Annotated in this window: 20 protein-coding genes and 1 tRNA gene; 10 read left to right on the top strand and 11 right to left on the bottom strand. The window is 39.2% G+C overall.

Annotation, left to right across the window (positions count from 1 at the left end; genetic code table 11):
• The 4 genes from K6969_RS07180 to K6969_RS07165 all read left to right on the top strand — a co-directional run bounded on the left by K6969_RS07180 (window position 1) and on the right by K6969_RS07165 (window position 2,471).
• Window positions 1-426 carry a hypothetical protein gene (locus K6969_RS07180; RefSeq protein WP_171943223.1) on the top strand — a complete coding sequence of 142 codons (426 nt, stop codon included), beginning with the start codon at window positions 1-3 and terminating at the stop codon, window positions 424-426.
• Between the two features lies 1 nt (window position 427).
• Window positions 428-778, top strand: coding sequence for a phage holin (locus K6969_RS07175; protein WP_024379216.1), 351 nt, complete (start codon window positions 428-430; stop codon window positions 776-778).
• The gene (locus K6969_RS07170) at window positions 762-1,481 is read left to right on the top strand and encodes a CHAP domain-containing protein (protein ID WP_321537348.1); all 720 of its coding nucleotides are present in this window, start codon (window positions 762-764) and stop codon (window positions 1,479-1,481) included. The genes K6969_RS07175 and K6969_RS07170 overlap by 17 nt, the downstream gene beginning before the upstream one ends.
• Window positions 1,482-1,967: 486 nt before the next feature.
• Window positions 1,968-2,471: a PBECR4 domain-containing protein gene (locus K6969_RS07165; protein WP_074392616.1), complete on the top strand. Its 504-nt coding sequence runs from the start codon at window positions 1,968-1,970 to the stop codon at window positions 2,469-2,471.
• A gap of 367 nt (window positions 2,472-2,838) precedes the next feature.
• On the opposite strand, the gene K6969_RS07160 is transcribed toward K6969_RS07165, so the two are convergent.
• The 8 genes from K6969_RS07160 to K6969_RS07125 form a co-directional block, all read right to left on the bottom strand.
• Window positions 2,839-2,988, bottom strand: a complete 150-nt coding sequence (locus tag K6969_RS07160; protein ID WP_171942477.1) for a hypothetical protein — start codon at window positions 2,986-2,988, stop codon at window positions 2,839-2,841.
• 26 nt (window positions 2,989-3,014) lie between these two features.
• Window positions 3,015-3,290, bottom strand: a complete 276-nt coding sequence (locus K6969_RS07155; RefSeq protein WP_171942478.1) for a hypothetical protein — start codon at window positions 3,288-3,290, stop codon at window positions 3,015-3,017.
• A 72-nt stretch (window positions 3,291-3,362) separates the two neighbouring features.
• Window positions 3,363-3,599: a hypothetical protein gene (locus K6969_RS07150; protein ID WP_171942479.1), complete on the bottom strand. Its 237-nt coding sequence runs from the start codon at window positions 3,597-3,599 to the stop codon at window positions 3,363-3,365.
• 78 nt (window positions 3,600-3,677) lie between these two features.
• The gene (locus K6969_RS07145) at window positions 3,678-3,899 is read right to left on the bottom strand and encodes a hypothetical protein (RefSeq protein WP_171942480.1); all 222 of its coding nucleotides are present in this window, start codon (window positions 3,897-3,899) and stop codon (window positions 3,678-3,680) included.
• 19 nt (window positions 3,900-3,918) lie between these two features.
• Entirely contained in the window at window positions 3,919-4,344 is a 426-nt protein-coding gene (locus K6969_RS07140; RefSeq protein ID WP_171942481.1) for a hypothetical protein, read from the bottom strand.
• Window positions 4,345-4,511: 167 nt separating this feature from the next.
• Complete coding sequence (locus tag K6969_RS07135; RefSeq protein WP_153308778.1) at window positions 4,512-4,676, bottom strand: plasmid mobilization protein; 165 nt, start codon at window positions 4,674-4,676, stop codon at window positions 4,512-4,514.
• Window positions 4,677-5,276: 600 nt separating this feature from the next.
• Complete coding sequence (locus K6969_RS07130; protein WP_105101099.1) at window positions 5,277-5,486, bottom strand: hypothetical protein; 210 nt, start codon at window positions 5,484-5,486, stop codon at window positions 5,277-5,279.
• Between the two features lie 67 nt (window positions 5,487-5,553).
• Entirely contained in the window at window positions 5,554-5,691 is a 138-nt protein-coding gene (locus K6969_RS07125) for a hypothetical protein (RefSeq protein ID WP_161944859.1), read from the bottom strand.
• A 340-nt stretch (window positions 5,692-6,031) separates the two neighbouring features.
• Here K6969_RS07125 and K6969_RS07120 point away from each other — a divergent pair, with 340 nt between their 5' ends.
• The 3 genes from K6969_RS07120 (at window position 6,032) to add (ending at window position 7,586) form a co-directional block, all read left to right on the top strand.
• Window positions 6,032-6,163, top strand: a complete 132-nt coding sequence (locus tag K6969_RS07120; RefSeq protein WP_301540396.1) for a hypothetical protein — start codon at window positions 6,032-6,034, stop codon at window positions 6,161-6,163.
• A gap of 177 nt (window positions 6,164-6,340) precedes the next feature.
• Window positions 6,341-6,428: transfer RNA gene (locus K6969_RS07115), tRNA-Ser, on the top strand.
• Window positions 6,429-6,578: 150 nt separating this feature from the next.
• The gene (gene add, locus K6969_RS07110) at window positions 6,579-7,586 is read left to right on the top strand and encodes an adenosine deaminase (RefSeq protein WP_029173279.1); all 1,008 of its coding nucleotides are present in this window, start codon (window positions 6,579-6,581) and stop codon (window positions 7,584-7,586) included.
• 47 nt (window positions 7,587-7,633) lie between these two features.
• On the opposite strand, the gene K6969_RS07105 is transcribed toward add, so the two are convergent.
• The 3 genes from K6969_RS07105 to K6969_RS07095 are packed head-to-tail and all read right to left on the bottom strand — an operon-like array spanning window position 7,634 to window position 9,507.
• Window positions 7,634-8,416, bottom strand: a complete 783-nt coding sequence (locus K6969_RS07105) for a hypothetical protein (RefSeq protein ID WP_029173280.1) — start codon at window positions 8,414-8,416, stop codon at window positions 7,634-7,636.
• A 16-nt stretch (window positions 8,417-8,432) separates the two neighbouring features.
• Complete coding sequence (locus K6969_RS07100; RefSeq protein ID WP_029173281.1) at window positions 8,433-9,140, bottom strand: ABC transporter ATP-binding protein; 708 nt, start codon at window positions 9,138-9,140, stop codon at window positions 8,433-8,435.
• Window positions 9,133-9,507, bottom strand: coding sequence for a GntR family transcriptional regulator (locus K6969_RS07095; RefSeq protein ID WP_014638280.1), 375 nt, complete (start codon window positions 9,505-9,507; stop codon window positions 9,133-9,135). Before K6969_RS07095 ends, K6969_RS07100 begins: the two co-directional genes overlap by 8 nt.
• Before the next feature lie 153 nt (window positions 9,508-9,660).
• On the opposite strand from K6969_RS07095, the gene K6969_RS07090 reads away from it, so the two are divergent.
• From K6969_RS07090 to pyk, 3 genes are all read left to right on the top strand, one after another.
• Window positions 9,661-12,771, top strand: a complete 3,111-nt coding sequence (locus K6969_RS07090; RefSeq protein ID WP_029173282.1) for a DNA polymerase III subunit alpha — start codon at window positions 9,661-9,663, stop codon at window positions 12,769-12,771.
• A gap of 84 nt (window positions 12,772-12,855) precedes the next feature.
• Window positions 12,856-13,866: a 6-phosphofructokinase gene (gene pfkA / locus K6969_RS07085; RefSeq protein WP_002940961.1), complete on the top strand. Its 1,011-nt coding sequence runs from the start codon at window positions 12,856-12,858 to the stop codon at window positions 13,864-13,866.
• Between the two features lie 66 nt (window positions 13,867-13,932).
• Window positions 13,933-15,438, top strand: a complete 1,506-nt coding sequence (gene pyk, locus K6969_RS07080) for a pyruvate kinase (protein WP_029173283.1) — start codon at window positions 13,933-13,935, stop codon at window positions 15,436-15,438.
• The last annotated feature ends 67 nt before the right edge of the window (window positions 15,439-15,505 follow it).

Raw genomic sequence — 15,505 nt, 5'->3', positions numbered from 1 at the left:
ATGCCAGATCAAATCTTGCACATCATCGGAGCGGTGGCACCTACTATTGGTGTCATCGCTACTGGTGGTTTTGGCTATCTTGCAGCACGGTCTAATAATCTAAATAAGGCACAATTCGGCGAACTCAAGCAGGGTATGGAAGACATCAAGGATGATGTGTCCAACTTAAAAAAAGTCGCCGATGACAACCAAGTCAGTTTGGTCGCTGTCCAAGAGGAAATGGACACTTTGAAAAACAGCGGTAGAAGTAGCCGTCGTTATACGTTATACAAGGATTTGGACACAGCAATTGCCCGTGGTTGGACAACGCTGGAAGAACGTCGAGAGATTGCCAAGCTTTTTGATAGTTATAAAATTTTAGGCGGAAATGGTGAGATTGAAACTATGTACCAAATCTATATTCAATTGCCTATGAAGGAGGGGTAGAATGAATCATTTAACAGAGCTTATTTTAGGCACAGCAACTGGGATTTTCGGCATTGTTGCTGGTGTAATAATCCACGAAATCAAGAAGTATCTGATTGCTAAGGGCGGTAAGCGAGCCATTGAAATCACAGAGATTTTGGCGCGCAATGCGGTTAATGCTGTTGAACAGATTACCAAATTAGACCAAGATAAGCACGTCGATAAGTTAGACATGGCTAAGCGTCGTATAAATAGCCAGCTTGCCAAATACAACATTTACATGACCGAAACACAGTTGGAAACCTTTATTGAATCAGCTGTAAAACAGATGAATGATAGTTGGAAGGGAGAAGAAAATGACAACAGTAAATGAAGTAGTTAATTTTGCCAAAGACCTTGCCAACCGTGGACAAGGTGTAGACTATGATGGTTGGTACGGTAAGCAGTGTGTAGACCTACCTAACTGGATTTGCGGAAAATTCTTCGGCAAGGCTCTTTGGGGCAATGCCATTGATTTGATAAAGTCAGCCAAACAACACGACTTTGAGGTGCATTACATGCCCACCTCAGAACGTCCACGTCCAGGGGCTATCTTTGTCAAGAATTACTGGGCAGGTGACGGTATCAACTATGGGCATACTGGTCTGATTATCGGTGTTAGTGGCAATACCGTCCAAACCATTGAGCAAAATCTTGTTGGTAATCTGTCTGTCGGTGGTCCTGCTCAATATGCTAGCCAGCAAATCAGCAATCTTGTTGGTTGGTTTTATCCACCTTATAGCGACTCTGCTGCAGTGGCAACACAGGCAAGTAGTGGCAATCTCGGTAAGGTCAAAGACGAGCAGGGGACAATGACCGTTAAAGTATCTCTGCTCAATGTCAGAGACAAGCCTGGTGTAGACGGTAAAGTTGTGGCAACGTACACGAATGGCGAGCAGTTTAATTATGATTCGGTCTATATTGCCGATGGATACATTTGGGTATCGTATGTTAGCCATAGCGGTGTACGTCGCTATGTAGCAGCAGGCGAGGAGTCAAATCGGCGCAATGTCGTACCTTATGGTACGTTTAAATAGTTTTTCAACCCAGCGGTCTGCTGGGCTTTTTTTGTTTGCTGAAATAGAATGGAACCGCACATTAATTCGCACATGGAATTTGCTTGGAAAATAGACAAACGCAGTCGTATCAACGGTTTGCATGATTTCGATTCGCACATGGAAAATAAATATATCATGTGTATTATTGACAAAATAGCCATTTTGTCAATAATGGTTGCGAGATTTTTCTTGACAAGTTATGATAAGTTGTGAAATAATGTACGTGGTTAAGAAAATAGATGAAATTCCGTTCATCACCTCCTTTCTAACCATCTCGGCTTTATCTGTGGTGACACAGACATATAGTGAAGCGCTCTATATGGCTTGGCAGAGCTTTAAAACTGTTCCCTGGTGATAAGCCTAAGAAGCACTAAGGGGAGTTAGTGACTTGCCACCACTAATCGTTAACCTGAGCAAGGGTTGAAACTTGCTCAGCGCTTTTTTATTTTTATAATGGAGTCTTGTGTGGAATTAAGAGAACTTGTTAAAGATTATCGGAAAAATTTTGTCGGAAAATCATGCCAAGTATCCACTAATTATAGTGACTTAACAAACCTCATTGTACATTTTCAAGCGACGGATTTGCACCATCTTTTCGGTTTGCACAAAATAACAAGTGACTATGCTAGTCGGACGTTGTCGCAGATTGAAAGCGGAAAATTTAATTTGTCCGATTTTAAGAGTTTGCCAAGTTATAGAGAAGTAACTCGTAGAGTTGCCTTATACCCATTTATCGCCGAAATTTTTATGAAGCAGGCGACGGAATATTGCGTCATTAGAAAAGATTTGTCAAAGAATAGCATGAATCTTGACTTGGTTTTCTTTGAGGGAGATAATCGTAATGTAAAGGTTTTAGGCTTAAGAAGAGATAAGAGCGGATTTTATAGATTAGTTACACTCCATGAATCTTCGGCTAGAAAATATACTAGAGTTAGAAAAACAAAAATAACAGATATAGTTTGGTTGTAGCCCCTCAGCGTTTGCTGGGGCTTTTTTTTGTTACCCGAATTTCAAAAAAATAGCGTTTTTTCAAAATTTGATAGAAAAATACTTACTTTTATCTCGAACGTTTTTAAAAATTGCCGTTTTTTGCCGACAATGGTTGCTAGAATTGATTTCTATTTGCTCAAAACGTGCAAAACAGCAAAACCCCTCAGCGATTGCTGGGGGTGTTTTTGTTTTATATTGCCTAGTGGCTCAGAATTATCCTGTATAGCGTTTTAATTGCCTGGTAGGGTAAATGCACCAGAGTGCTATAAAGTGCCTAAAAACGCAAAATAAGGACGTTTTCAGAATGGTTATGTATTAAAGTAAAAACCCTAGCGGTTTGCTAGAGTTAAAACGGTAAGTTCATCGGGTAGTATAGTGTGATGTTTCCAAGTAAGTCCTGAATGTCAGTCTTGAGCGTTTCGAGGTTGTTTCGGTCGCCATCACTTTCGTGATAACGTGATACGATTGCTTCAAATTGCTTGGTTAGTTGTTCCATGTTTTTGCCTCTTTCTATGTTTAAAATTAGCGATGGTTATAATGTTTGTCGATTAGTTTATAAATAGCGTCTTGGTCCGCAGGTGTTGGTAGTTCACTGACAAATTCAAAGCCGTTGCTACTTAACCGATCTTTGGGTACGATTTTGTAGTAGTGTGTGGTGTCCCCTCTGAAAGTTTCTGAGTAGTAAGCTACACAGTGTTTTTCTGAGTTAAAACATTTTAATGTTTCTTTGTTTGTAATCCAATCACTGACTAAAATACCTGTATTTTCAAATTGTTTAATTTTTTTATAATTTGCCATTATATTTACCTCTTTCTTTTTTTGATAAATTGAGCCGCCGTATAGACGGCTCTGGATTTGTCTGTTCTCTGTTTAGTTGTATTTTGTTATATCTTCGTAAAATTGATTCTCAAGAGCCATGATTCTTTGAGATAACTCAGCGGAGTCAACCTCAAATAGCTCAACATCGCAGTTGCCGAAGTGAAGAATTTTCGGGATTTCTTCACTTCCTTTGCAACGTTTTTTGATGGCTCTGGCTGTATCTGCATCAGATAGGATGCAGTAGTTTTCTTGTTTATGGTTGATATACAATCCTGATAATTGTCTCATGTTACTAACTCCTTTTTTTGATAAATTGAGCCGCCGTGTAGACGGCTCTGTATTTGTCTATTCTGTCACCGTTTCAAACTACAAAATAATTGTTTGTGCTAAATTTCGGTTTACATGCCCGACTTTTTGCCAAATGTCGCCAGTAACAAATCCGTTACAGTCTCGTTTGATATCGCTGTAAGATACCTTGGCAAATATTTCAGTCTCATTTGTTTCTTGATTCCACGCAACGCGATAGCCTTGCGAGATTAATTCTTTGATTAATTTATTGTTTGCTTTAATGTTTTCTAGATTTGTCATGTTGTATCTTCTTTCTATGTTAGTGTTGGCTTCTGTAAGGGTTGTTCATTTCGTCTTCTGCTTGTTTGTACATTCCTTCCGCGAATCGGTCTGCAATACGACATGATGCGCTGGAATAGCTGTTTAAAGTGATGCAGTATTCTGAACCGTCTCTCATGTAGCATTGAGTTTTTTTATTTTTTAAAATAGTCCCCTTGTCGTATCCGTTTAACTTTTCGATTGTTATAGTTTTGGCTGTTACTTTGATGACTTTATAAAAATCGTAGTTGGTTTGGTCGTATCCCCATGTTGAGCAAAGCACATCACCAACTAGGGCGCCGTGTTGATTGATACTTGTTTCAACTTTGATTTTTGTTTTTGCTGGTTTCAAGCTTTCTTGGCGTTTTGCATTAAAGGCTTTAATGCGTTCATTCATTGCGATTAGTTCGGGTGTTAAGTGTTTCATGGTGTACCTTCTTTCTTTTTTTGAGGTACTAAAAAAGTACCTGATGGGGTTTACTAATCAGGTACTTCATGATATACTATGTATACCTTGCTAGTACCTTGGTATTAGTATGGGGACGGGACTTGGTACGGTTCGAGGGTCGAAGTTTGAGCCGTTCAAGTCTTTTTTTATTTTTCTATTTTCGAAACTATCCAATCCGCTACGGTCATACCGTTATTATGTGCCGATTGTTTTATTTGGTTTCTTTCTTCCTCTGTTACTCGTATATTAAGTAACTTGTTTCTTTCTCTGCCTGTTGGCGGTCGTCCTCTTGGGCGTTTCGGTTCTTGCATTTTTCTGCTCCTTATGTTATACTTATGCCAAGGGTAGAGGCTGAGAGTTTTCTCAACCTCTGAGGAATTAGAAGAAGAGTTTAATTAGTTCTAGAACAATAATGATTAAGTTAATAATTCCCGTTATTAGCTGAATCAGTTATAAGCTGTTGAACTCTTTTTCTTTTTTCTTACGCCTACGCATAAGTTTCCTCACCCCCTTTCTACCCATGGCATCGTTCAGGGGGATTTGTTTTGTAAGCTCCTGAACTAGCTTACGAGATTATTATACGGCATAGCCGTTTAATTGTCAAGCGTTTTTTTGCAATTTTTAAAAAAAAATTTTTTAAAACACTCAGAAACCGCATAAGGTCAGGGATTTTGTTGTATATCATGTGTACCTGTTTAGTTGTCAAAGGGCTTTATCAGGTACGCAAAAAGCGTACTTGACTAGACCAAGCACGCATGATACAATATTAGTATCTTGCTACTTGGTAGTAGGGTGTTCAGCTCTTAACGTGTCAGACGCCAATCTTAGTCACGTTAGGAGCTTTTTTTATTTCTTTATGGTTTAAGTATAACATAGTGTCAAAACTATGTCAAGGGAAAAGATAAATTTTTTTAAAATTTTTTTCTTTCCTCTGAAATTAAGTCATTCAACATGTCTAAATCTTCAAGCGTAGCACGCTTCTTGATGAAACTTCTAGCGGTGCTTCTTGCTTGTAAGTATAGACGTTTCTGTCTGTTCTCTTCGCTTGCGTGATAGTAACGTCTATCTGCTTCACGCTGTTGGGCTTGCGTTGCGTATCCTTTACGCTTTTTTTCTTGCATTTTGATACCTCCTTTGGTATACTATTATCAAGGGTAGGGAAAGCCTCACGGCTTGCCCTGAAAAAACTTAGGCGAAGAGCTTGATAACAAACTCAAGAACGATACAGATAATCGGAGCGACTGCAATCGCTAAGCTTATCCGTTCAGAGCGTTTCAGCTCTTTTTCTTTTTCTAAACGTTTCCGCCTAGACAAATGTTTAGCCATAAGTTCATCCCCCTTTCTACCCTTGATTAAGAATCTCGGGGGATTTCGAAAGTCTGTCACCCTTTCGATGGTTTAAGTTTATCATAGTGTTAAAACTATGTCAAGCATTTTTATAAAAAAATTTAAAATATTTTTTAATCGCTCAGAACAGTATCAAAAACAAGCGTCAAACCTATCTATCTTTTTGGATAGGTTTATTTTTTTGGCTTTAAATGGTAGAAAGTTTGTCAGGTTGACGCAATAAAACGCATAATATCAAGCGTTTGAGCTGTTTTTTATGTTATTCTGTCAATTATAACGTAAACCTAAAACAACGCTAGCAGACGATAAAGGGAGCGGGATGACGATAAAATTCGTAAATACCCCCAACTTTTTTGAACGGGGCATGGTTCGTTCGTGGTTCCACAACGCCGCCCTCTTCCGTGCACAATTTTCCCTTTTTGAAATTTTTGAAGGTGTCAATATGGTGTAAAAATACACAAAAAGCGAATAAAAAGAACACCTAATCCAGTAGGTATTCTCAAAAATGTATTGACTAAATCAGGAGTTTTATGTTACAATAATTATAGAGTGATAACCAAAGTGTGGAAACAATTCTTGAAACAACTGTTTTGAAAACACTTTGAAAACTCCCACCAGCTCCATATATGGAAGATTACTCAAGAGGCTCAAGAGGCCGTGTTGGAAACGCGGTAGGCGTGTAACAGCGTGCGTGGGTTCGAATCCCATGTCTTCCGTATGGCAAGAACGATGAAAATCGTTCTTTTTTTTCTTGCACTTGAAATTATCTAATAAGAATAATGTTCATTTTTTGTGGATATTGTCTTGTATTTTGTCAAAAATATGATATGATAGTTAACAATCTACTTACGAAAGAGGAAGTGTTGATGTTGAATGTACAAGAATTAGCCAAGACAGAATTGCATTGCCATTTGGATGGCTCATTGTCCCTCGGAGTCATTCGACAATTGGCACAGATGGCTAAGATTACTATTCCTGCAGAAGATGAGGCATTAAGAAAATTAGTTAGTGTTCATGGAAAAGTTGATAGTTTAATGGCTTATTTAAAGTTATTTGATTTTGTTCGCCCACTCTTACAAACTGCAACAGCTTTAGAATTGGCAGCCTATGATCTTGTACGACAAGCTGCAAGTGATAAGGTCATTTACATTGAAGTTCGTTTTGCACCTGAACTATCGACGGATCAAGACTTGACTATTTTAGAAGCAGTCTCAGCAGTTTTAGTTGGACTAAACAGGGGACAGGAAGATTTTGGAGTGGTTGCTAAACTTCTGGTTTGTGGTTTAAAGCAAACGAATACGAATCAAACGAAGGAACTCTTTTCGGCTATTGCTGATTTGGCACCAAAAGGACTTGTGGGATTTGATTTCGCAGGAAATGAAGCAGACTATCCTACGGAAGAACTTCGGGATATTATTCAATTTACTCAGTCTTTAGGTTATCCCATGACCTTCCATGCTGGTGAGTGTGGTTGCGTGACCAATGTGATTCAAGCTCTTGAACTTGGGATTAGAAGAATTGGTCATGGCACAGCACTTACTCGCAATCCTGAAGCTATCCAAGCTTTTGTCAATAGCGGAGCAACGCTTGAGATGTGTCTAACATCGAATCTTCAAACTGGTGCAGCTGATTCGATTGAACATTTTCCATATCGTGAGCTAGTTGAGGCAGGAGCAAACATCACAATCAACACAGATAATCGTACCGTTTCTAATACTACACTTAATAGAGAATATCAGCTATTTGTAGAGTATTTTGGAACTACCAAGGAAGAATTTTATCAATTCAACAGAAATGCTATTCAAGCAAGCTTTGCCAGTGAAGAAGAAAAGGCGAACTTACTTGATGTCCTAGCTCAAAAGTATAATTTGTAAAAAGAAAGCTCTAGGCCATGTCAAAACGACCGGCAAAGAGCTTTTTCTTATTGCAAATTCAATTTCTTGGTCATGATAAAGTGTGTACCAAAATAGTAGGCAAAGGCCAGAATGATATTGATCAAGGCCAAGATAGGACTTGGGTATAATGGTAGCGCGGCATAATAAAGGTTCTCTAGATAATTGGTAAAAACGAGAGTTCCAAACACACCAACTACAATTGAAATGCCAATATAGGTCAAAATGGCAAACAGAAGACGGTGGTCTTTAAACAATTGACCGACTGAGATGGAGAAGTAGATCAGCAAGATTCCCATTGTTGACTCAATCAGCATATAGAATAGATGTGCAAATATGACAGGCCAGTCTAATGCTTGTACAACAGTATGCAATTCAGGAATCATGAATTCTTCACTTCCGAGCATGAGGACCGCTAAAATGATTCCAATAGAAAGAATAATGGTAATTCCAGCTAATATGTACCAAACCAATGATGCCAAGAGTTTGCTGAGGATAATTTGATGGCTGGAGACCGGTAAGGTCATGGTTAAATAGCCCTGACGACCATAGACATTCTTTCTAAATCGGTTAATAACCATGAAAAAGGTGGATAAACCAAGTGCTGCAATTAAGATACCGAAGGTCATGGAGGAAGTACCGAAAAGGACCATTTCAGCACCACCAGGTTCAGTGCTTCCAGCTTGTGCCCGTAAGCTCAAAGCTTGTAACCAAAACCCGAGTATGATAGATAGGGCCAATGCCCCGGCATAAATTCCTAGATACCATTTTCCAACGGATTGAAATTCATATTTGAGTAATTTCTTAAACATAGCAATCTCCTTCTAACTAAGCCTTAAAGTCTTGGCGGAAGAGTTCGTCAACAGACTCGCCACTTTCAATACGAAGGTCATCCACGTTTTCATGGCGAATAACGCTACCATATTGAAGGAAAATTACTTCGTCCAAAATTTGTTCAACATCTGAAATCAAATGAGTGGAGATGATAACAGAGGCAGTAGGCGAATAGTTATTGACGATGGTTTTTAAAATATAATCACGAGCAGCAGGGTCAACACCACCAATTGGCTCATCCAAGACATAGAGTTGTGCCTGACGGCTCATTACCAAGATCAGCTGAACCTTTTCCTTGTTCCCTTTTGACAGGTGTTTCATGCGGCTGTTCAAATCAATTCCTAAGTCTTGCAAGAGATGGAGGGCACGCTCTTTATCAAAGTCAGCATAGAAGTCAGTAAAGAAGGTGATAGCATCAGAAACCTTCATGCTTTCATCAAGATAGGTCGTATCTGGCAAATAGGATACGATTGCCTTGGTTTCAGGTGAAGGAGTGCGACCGTTGATAAGGACTTGACCATACTCAGGTTGCAATAGTCCATTGATGAGTTTGATTAACGTCGTCTTACCAGAACCATTTGGTCCCAAAAGTCCTATGATTTTTCCAGCAGTCAACTTCAAATTGACATTGTTTAGGGCGACAGCTCCACCATAAGATTTTGAAACTTGTTGTAGCTCAACCAAAGTATATGCGTTATTCATAAGTGACTCCTTTCAAATAATCATCTAACTGGCCAGTGAGGTCGTCGTGTTTGAACCCCAAATCTAACATATTGTTCACAAAATTCTCGAGTTCTTTTTGTGCTAAATGTAGGCGAGTTTGTGTAATCAATTCTTGATTATCTGTTACAAAACGACCTGTTGTGCGAACCGAATAAACAAAGCCTTCCGTTTCTAAATCAGACAAAGCGCGCTGAACGGTATTTGGATTGACGCCAGCAATTTCGGCTAAGTCACGAACAGTGGGAAGTTTATCTCCAGATTTTAATTGATTAGTCACAATCTGCAATTTAATAGTATTGCTGATTTGAATATAGATGGGAATGTTATTATCAAATTTCCAAGCCATAATCATTTCCTTTCTAGGATGACACCGTGTTTATGTCTTATCTTAATAATACAACAAACTATATAAATTAGCAAGAAAAATGTTTTGAATTTTTAAAAAATATTTTTGGATAAATATTTGATATAATAGAAGAAACATGAAAAGGAGAATACCATGCTGGCACAATTAGATACAAAGACAGTTTATACCTTTATGGATAGCATGGTGACGATAGAAAATTATGTAGGCAAGGCTAAAGAGCTTGGTTACCACGCATTGGGGATAATGGATAAAAACAGTCTTTATGCAGCCTATAGTTTTATGGAATCCTGTAACAAAATGGGGCTTCAACCAATTATTGGTTGTGAACTGGACTGGAAATTACAGGGAGGGGAGCAGAACGTCACTACTCAATTGATTGCTCTGACAACCAGAGGTTATCGCAATCTATTGAAAATTTCGACTGCTAAGATGACAGGACAAGATGATTTTGAAACTATTCGTCAATATTTAGTCGACATAGCAGTGGTTGTTCCTTATTTTTCTGGCATTGAGCACCTTGAGTTAGGTGTTAACTATTATATCGGAGTGACGGTTGATACACCAGTTCAAGACTTTAAGCAAGCAATACTCCCAATTCATACGGTTCGTTTTTTTGAAGAGGAACAATTGGAAAGTCTACAGGTTCTACATGCTATTCGAGATAATATTCCACTTAATCAAGTTGCAGATATAGATAGTCGACAAAAGCTTTTATCGGCTGATAGCTTAACCAATCTATTTTCTAATCGGTTTCCGCAAGCAGTTGATAATTTACGTGACTTGGTTGCAGGGATTTCTTATCAATTAAATACAGATTTAAAATTGCCGCGTTTTAATCGTGACAGACCTGCAGTGGAAGAATTATACGAGCGATCCTATCAAGGATTAGAAGAGAAGGGCTTGACTAATTCACTGTATAAGGAACGCTTGGAAAAGGAATTATCCATTATTCATCAAATGGGCTTTGATGATTATTTCTTGATTGTATGGGACCTACTTCGTTTTGGACGTAGCCAAGGGTACTACATGGGAATGGGGCGCGGTTCAGCTGTTGGAAGCCTAGTTGCCTACGCCTTAAATATCACAGGTATTGATCCAGTTAAGCATAATCTTCTATTTGAACGCTTTCTCAATGCTGAACGTTATTCAATGCCCGATATTGATATTGATATTCCAGATATTCATCGAGCAGATTTTATTCGTTATGTACGAGATCGTTATGGTTCAACCCATGCTGCGCAAATTGTAACCTACTCGACATTTGGAGCTAAGCAGGCTATTCGTGATGTATTTAAGCGTTTCGGAACACCTGAATATGAGTTAAGTAATATTACCAAGAAAATTTCATTTAGGGATAGTCTTACTTCTGCCTATCAGCGAAATGCCGCTTTTCGTCAGATTATCAATAGTAAGATAGAGTACCAAAAAGCTTTTGCGATTGCTCAACAAATTGAAGGGCAACCCCGACAGACTTCTATCCATGCAGCAGGGATAGTGATGAGTGATGAGGACTTGACAGATACCATCCCTCTTAAAATAGGGGATGACATGCTGGTAACCCAATATGATGCACATGCTGTTGAGGCGAATGGTCTGTTGAAAATGGATTTCCTTGGCTTACGAAATCTGACCTTTGTGCAAAAAATGGCAGAAGGAGTACGTGAACGTTATCAGCAGGAAATTGATATTGCCAAGATTGATTTAGAAGACAAGAAAACCTTGGAGCTTTTTGCTGTTGGTCGGACTAAGGGAATTTTTCAATTTGAACAGCCTGGTGCGATTAGCCTGCTTCGAAGGGTCAAACCTGGTCGATTTGAAGATATAGTTGCAACAACGAGTTTGAATAGACCGGGAGCTAGTGATTATTCTGATAACTTTGTAAAACGCAAACATAGACAAGAGACAGTTGATTTGTTGGACCCAACCATTGCTCCTATTTTACAACCGACTTATGGTATCATGCTTTATCAGGAACAGGTCATGCAGATTGCACAGGTTTATGCAGGATTTACGCTTGGCAAGGCGGATTTACTCCGTAGGGCGATGTCTAAAAAGAATGCCCAGGAAATGCAGGCAATGGAAGCGGAATTTTTACAGGGAGCACTGAAAAACGGACATGCTGAAGAGAATGCAAGGGAAATATTTGGCATGATGGCTAAGTTCGCTGGTTATGGTTTTAACCGTAGCCACGCCTATGCTTATTCAGCCTTAGCCTTTCAAATGGCCTATTTCAAGAGTCACTATACGGATGTCTTTTTTGATGTCATGCTCAATCATTCTAGCAGTGCTTATATTGAAGATGCGATGCAGTTTGACTTTGAGGTAGCTCGACTCACGATTAACAATATTCCTTATCACGATAAGTTTGATAAAAGTAAGGTCTACCTAGGATTAAAAACACTAAAAGGTTTGCCTAAAGATTTAGCTTTATGGATATTGGATCATCGTCCCTATGGGTCTGTAGAAGATTTTATTTTGCGCTTGCCAGATAATTTCAAGAAAAAAGATTTACTAATCCCTCTTATTCAGATTGGTTTATTTGATGATTTTGACGCCAATCGTAAAAAGATTATTGAAAATCTAGACAATCTCTTTGTCTTTGCAGAGGCAATTGGTACATTTTTTGCAGAGGAGAGTTATAGTTGGACAGATGTGGAAGATTACAGCGACAGCGAAAAATTTATGCTAGAGCAAGAATTGCTAGGTGTTGGTATTAGTCCGCATCCGTTAGTCAATATTTGTCGAGAGTCTAAGCGTAGTTTTACAGATTTGGCTGATTTGGCGGTTGGCAATCGAGCGACCGTTCTTGTGCAGATTCAAGCTATTCGATTGATTCGTACCAAAAAGACTGGGGAGCAGATGGCATTTCTTCGAGTGACAGATACCAAAAGGACGCTTGACGTAACTCTTTTCCCAGAATCTTATCGCCAATACGCTTCTGTTTTGGAAGAAGGGGGAATGGGGTACATCACAGGTAGAGTGCAAGAGCGTGATGGACAGTTGCAATTAGTTCTAGAAAAATTAGAGCCTGTCAGTTTGGAGAAATTTTGGATTCTTTTGGAAAATCGAGAACACGATTATGCTGTTGCTCGTATTTTGGATAAATATAGAGGAAGCATTCCAGTAGTACTTCATTATCAAGATAGTAATCAGACAATTCAGGCTGAGCACCACATGGTTATGAAAACGCCTCAATTAGAAGAAGAGTTAAGTGAATTTGTTATGAAAACGATTTTTCGATAAAAAAATAGCAAAAAGTCAAGCAAGTTTAGGTTAAGTATGTTATAATAGGGCAGTTAAAATGAAAAGTTAAAGGAGCATTAACGAATGAAACGTATTGCTGTTTTGACCAGTGGTGGTGATGCCCCTGGTATGAACGCTGCTATTCGTGCAGTTGTTCGCCAAGCAATTTCAGAAGGAATGGAAGTTTATGGAATCAACGAAGGTTACGCAGGTATGGTTGCGGGTGATATCCATGAATTGTCTGCACGTTCTGTAGGTGATATTATTTCACGTGGCGGAACATTCCTTGGTTCAGCTCGTTATCCAGAATTTGCCAAATTAGAAGGGCAACTTAAAGGGATTGAGCAATTGAAAAAACATGGTATCGAAGGTGTAGTTGTTATCGGTGGTGATGGTTCTTACCACGGAGCAATGCGCTTGACGGAGCATGGCTTCCCAGCTATTGGTGTACCTGGTACAATTGATAATGACATCGTGGGTACAGATTTTACAATCGGTTTTGATACAGCTGTAACAACTGCTATGGATGCGATTGATAAAATCCGCGATACTTCATCAAGTCACCGTCGTACTTTCGTTGTTGAAGTAATGGGACGTCATGCGGGAGACATCGCTCTTTGGGCTGGTATTGCTTCTGGTGCAGATGTTATCGTTGTTCCAGAAGAAGACTTCAATATCAACGATATTGTTGACCGTATTAAAGCGGGCTACGACAATGGTAAGAAACATAGCATCATTGTTTTGGCTGAAGGTGTTATGCCAGCTGCACAGTTTGCTGAAGAATTGAAAGCAGCAGGCGATACAAGTGATCTTCGTGTGACAGAACTTGGTCATATCCAACGTGGTGGTTCTCCAACAGCGCGTGATCGCGTACTCGCTTCTCGTATGGGTGCTCATGCCGTTAAATTGCTTAAAGAAGGACGTGGAGGTCTTGCAGTAGGTATCCGTAACGAGCAAATGGTTGAAAATCCAATTCTTGGTACTGCGGAAGAAGGAGCATTGTTCAGCTTGACTGCAGAAGGTAAGATTGTCGTGAACAATCCACATAAAGCAGATTTGGATCTGGCTGAATTGAACCGTAACTTGTCAATCTAATTTGACATTTCATTAAAGTGTTATTAAGGGTCATAAGACCATTAAATAAAAAGGAGTTTTGTTAAGATGAATAAACGTGTAAAAATCGTTGCAACCCTTGGTCCTGCGGTAGAAATCCGTGGTGGAAAAAAATTCGGTGATGATGGTTACTGGGGTGAAAGCCTTGATGTAGAAGCGTCAGCACAGAAAATTGCTCAATTGATTACCGAAGGTGCAAACGTATTCCGTTTCAACTTCTCACACGGTGACCACCAAGAACAAGGTGAGCGTATGGCAACTGTACGCCGTGCAGAAGAAATCGCTGGCAAAAAAGTAGGATTCTTGTTGGATACAAAAGGTCCAGAAATCCGTACAGAATTGTTTGAAGGCGATGCAAAAGAGTTTTCATACACAACTGGTGAAAAAATCCGCGTAGCAACTAAACAAGGTATTAAGTCAACTCGCGAAGTGATTGCATTGAACGTTGCAGGTGGTTTGGATGTATTTGATGATGTTGAAGTTGGTAAACAAGTTCTTGTTGACGACGGTAAATTAGGTCTTAAAGTAATCGAAAAAGATGCTGAAAAACGTGAATTTGTTGTTGAAGTTGAAAACGACGGTGTGATCGCTAAACAAAAAGGTGTAAACATTCCTTATACTAAAATTCCTTTCCCAGCTCTTGCTGACCGTGACAACGCTGATATCCGTTTCGGTTTGGAACAAGGTTTGAACTTCATCGCAATTTCATTCGTTCGTTCAGCAAAAGATGTTGAAGAAGTTCGTAACATTCTTAAAGAAACTGGTAATGAGCACGTTCAATTGTTCTCAAAAATCGAAAACCAACAAGGTATCGACAATATTGATGAAATCATTGAAGCTTCAGATGGTATCATGATTGCTCGTGGTGACATGGGTATCGAAGTACCATTTGAAATGGTTCCAGTTTACCAAAAAATGATTATCACTAAAGTGAATGCAGCTGGTAAAGCAGTTATCACAGCAACAAACATGTTGGAAACAATGACTGAAAAACCACGTGCAACTCGTTCTGAAGTATCTGACGTATTCAACGCAGTTATCGACGGTACTGACGCAACAATGCTTTCAGGTGAGTCTGCAAACGGTAAATATCCAGTTGAATCAGTTCGTACAATGGCAACTATTGCTAAAAACGCACAAACTCTTCTTAACGAATACGGTCGTTTGAACTCTGATCACTTTAACCGTGCATCTAAAACAGAAGTTATTGCATCTGCAGTAAAAGATGCTTGTCACTCAATGAACATCAAGTTGGTTGTAACAGTTACTGAAACTGGTTACTCAGCTCGTTCAATCTCTAAATACCGTCCAGATGCTGACATCTTGGCAGTAACATTTACTGAGAAAGTACAAAAATCATTGATGCTTAACTGGGGTGTTATCCCGGTTGTAACAAACCGTCCAGATTCAACTGACGATATGTTTGATTTGGCTGAACGCATTGCCAAAGAACAAGGTCTTGTTGAAGCAGGAGATGATATCGTTATCGTTGCAGGTGTTCCAGTAGGTGTTGCTGGTTCAACAAACACTATGCGTATTCGCACTGTGAAATAATGTATAAAGAAAAACTCTATTCTATCAAGCTCCTTAGCTTGAATGATAGGCTTTTTTGAATATATGG

Source organism: Streptococcus suis (genome assembly GCF_019856455.1).
Lineage (GTDB): Bacteria > Bacillota > Bacilli > Lactobacillales > Streptococcaceae > Streptococcus > Streptococcus suis_AE.
The sequence above is the reverse complement of the archived record's forward strand: the minus strand, read 5'-3'. Positions and strand labels throughout refer to the sequence as shown.

What these genes read in the sequence shown, in the direction of transcription:
- K6969_RS07180 (WP_171943223.1), top strand. Translation starts at nt 1, where the DNA reads ATGCCAGATCAAATCTTGCACATCATCGGAGCGGTGGCACCTACTATT.
- K6969_RS07175 (WP_024379216.1), top strand. Translation starts at nt 428, where the DNA reads ATGAATCATTTAACAGAGCTTATTTTAGGCACAGCAACTGGGATTTTC.
- K6969_RS07170 (WP_321537348.1), top strand. Translation starts at nt 762, where the DNA reads ATGACAACAGTAAATGAAGTAGTTAATTTTGCCAAAGACCTTGCCAAC.
- K6969_RS07160 (WP_171942477.1), bottom strand. Translation starts at nt 2,988, where the DNA reads ATGGAACAACTAACCAAGCAATTTGAAGCAATCGTATCACGTTATCAC.
- K6969_RS07155 (WP_171942478.1), bottom strand. Translation starts at nt 3,290, where the DNA reads ATGGCAAATTATAAAAAAATTAAACAATTTGAAAATACAGGTATTTTA.
- K6969_RS07150 (WP_171942479.1), bottom strand. Translation starts at nt 3,599, where the DNA reads ATGAGACAATTATCAGGATTGTATATCAACCATAAACAAGAAAACTAC.
- K6969_RS07145 (WP_171942480.1), bottom strand. Translation starts at nt 3,899, where the DNA reads ATGACAAATCTAGAAAACATTAAAGCAAACAATAAATTAATCAAAGAA.
- K6969_RS07140 (WP_171942481.1), bottom strand. Translation starts at nt 4,344, where the DNA reads ATGAAACACTTAACACCCGAACTAATCGCAATGAATGAACGCATTAAA.
- K6969_RS07135 (WP_153308778.1), bottom strand. Translation starts at nt 4,676, where the DNA reads ATGCAAGAACCGAAACGCCCAAGAGGACGACCGCCAACAGGCAGAGAA.
- K6969_RS07130 (WP_105101099.1), bottom strand. Translation starts at nt 5,486, where the DNA reads ATGCAAGAAAAAAAGCGTAAAGGATACGCAACGCAAGCCCAACAGCGT.
- K6969_RS07125 (WP_161944859.1), bottom strand. Translation starts at nt 5,691, where the DNA reads ATGGCTAAACATTTGTCTAGGCGGAAACGTTTAGAAAAAGAAAAAGAG.
- K6969_RS07120 (WP_301540396.1), top strand. Translation starts at nt 6,032, where the DNA reads ATGACGATAAAATTCGTAAATACCCCCAACTTTTTTGAACGGGGCATG.
- add (WP_029173279.1), top strand. Translation starts at nt 6,579, where the DNA reads ATGTTGAATGTACAAGAATTAGCCAAGACAGAATTGCATTGCCATTTG.
- K6969_RS07105 (WP_029173280.1), bottom strand. Translation starts at nt 8,416, where the DNA reads ATGTTTAAGAAATTACTCAAATATGAATTTCAATCCGTTGGAAAATGG.
- K6969_RS07100 (WP_029173281.1), bottom strand. Translation starts at nt 9,140, where the DNA reads ATGAATAACGCATATACTTTGGTTGAGCTACAACAAGTTTCAAAATCT.
- K6969_RS07095 (WP_014638280.1), bottom strand. Translation starts at nt 9,507, where the DNA reads ATGGCTTGGAAATTTGATAATAACATTCCCATCTATATTCAAATCAGC.
- K6969_RS07090 (WP_029173282.1), top strand. Translation starts at nt 9,661, where the DNA reads ATGCTGGCACAATTAGATACAAAGACAGTTTATACCTTTATGGATAGC.
- pfkA (WP_002940961.1), top strand. Translation starts at nt 12,856, where the DNA reads ATGAAACGTATTGCTGTTTTGACCAGTGGTGGTGATGCCCCTGGTATG.
- pyk (WP_029173283.1), top strand. Translation starts at nt 13,933, where the DNA reads ATGAATAAACGTGTAAAAATCGTTGCAACCCTTGGTCCTGCGGTAGAA.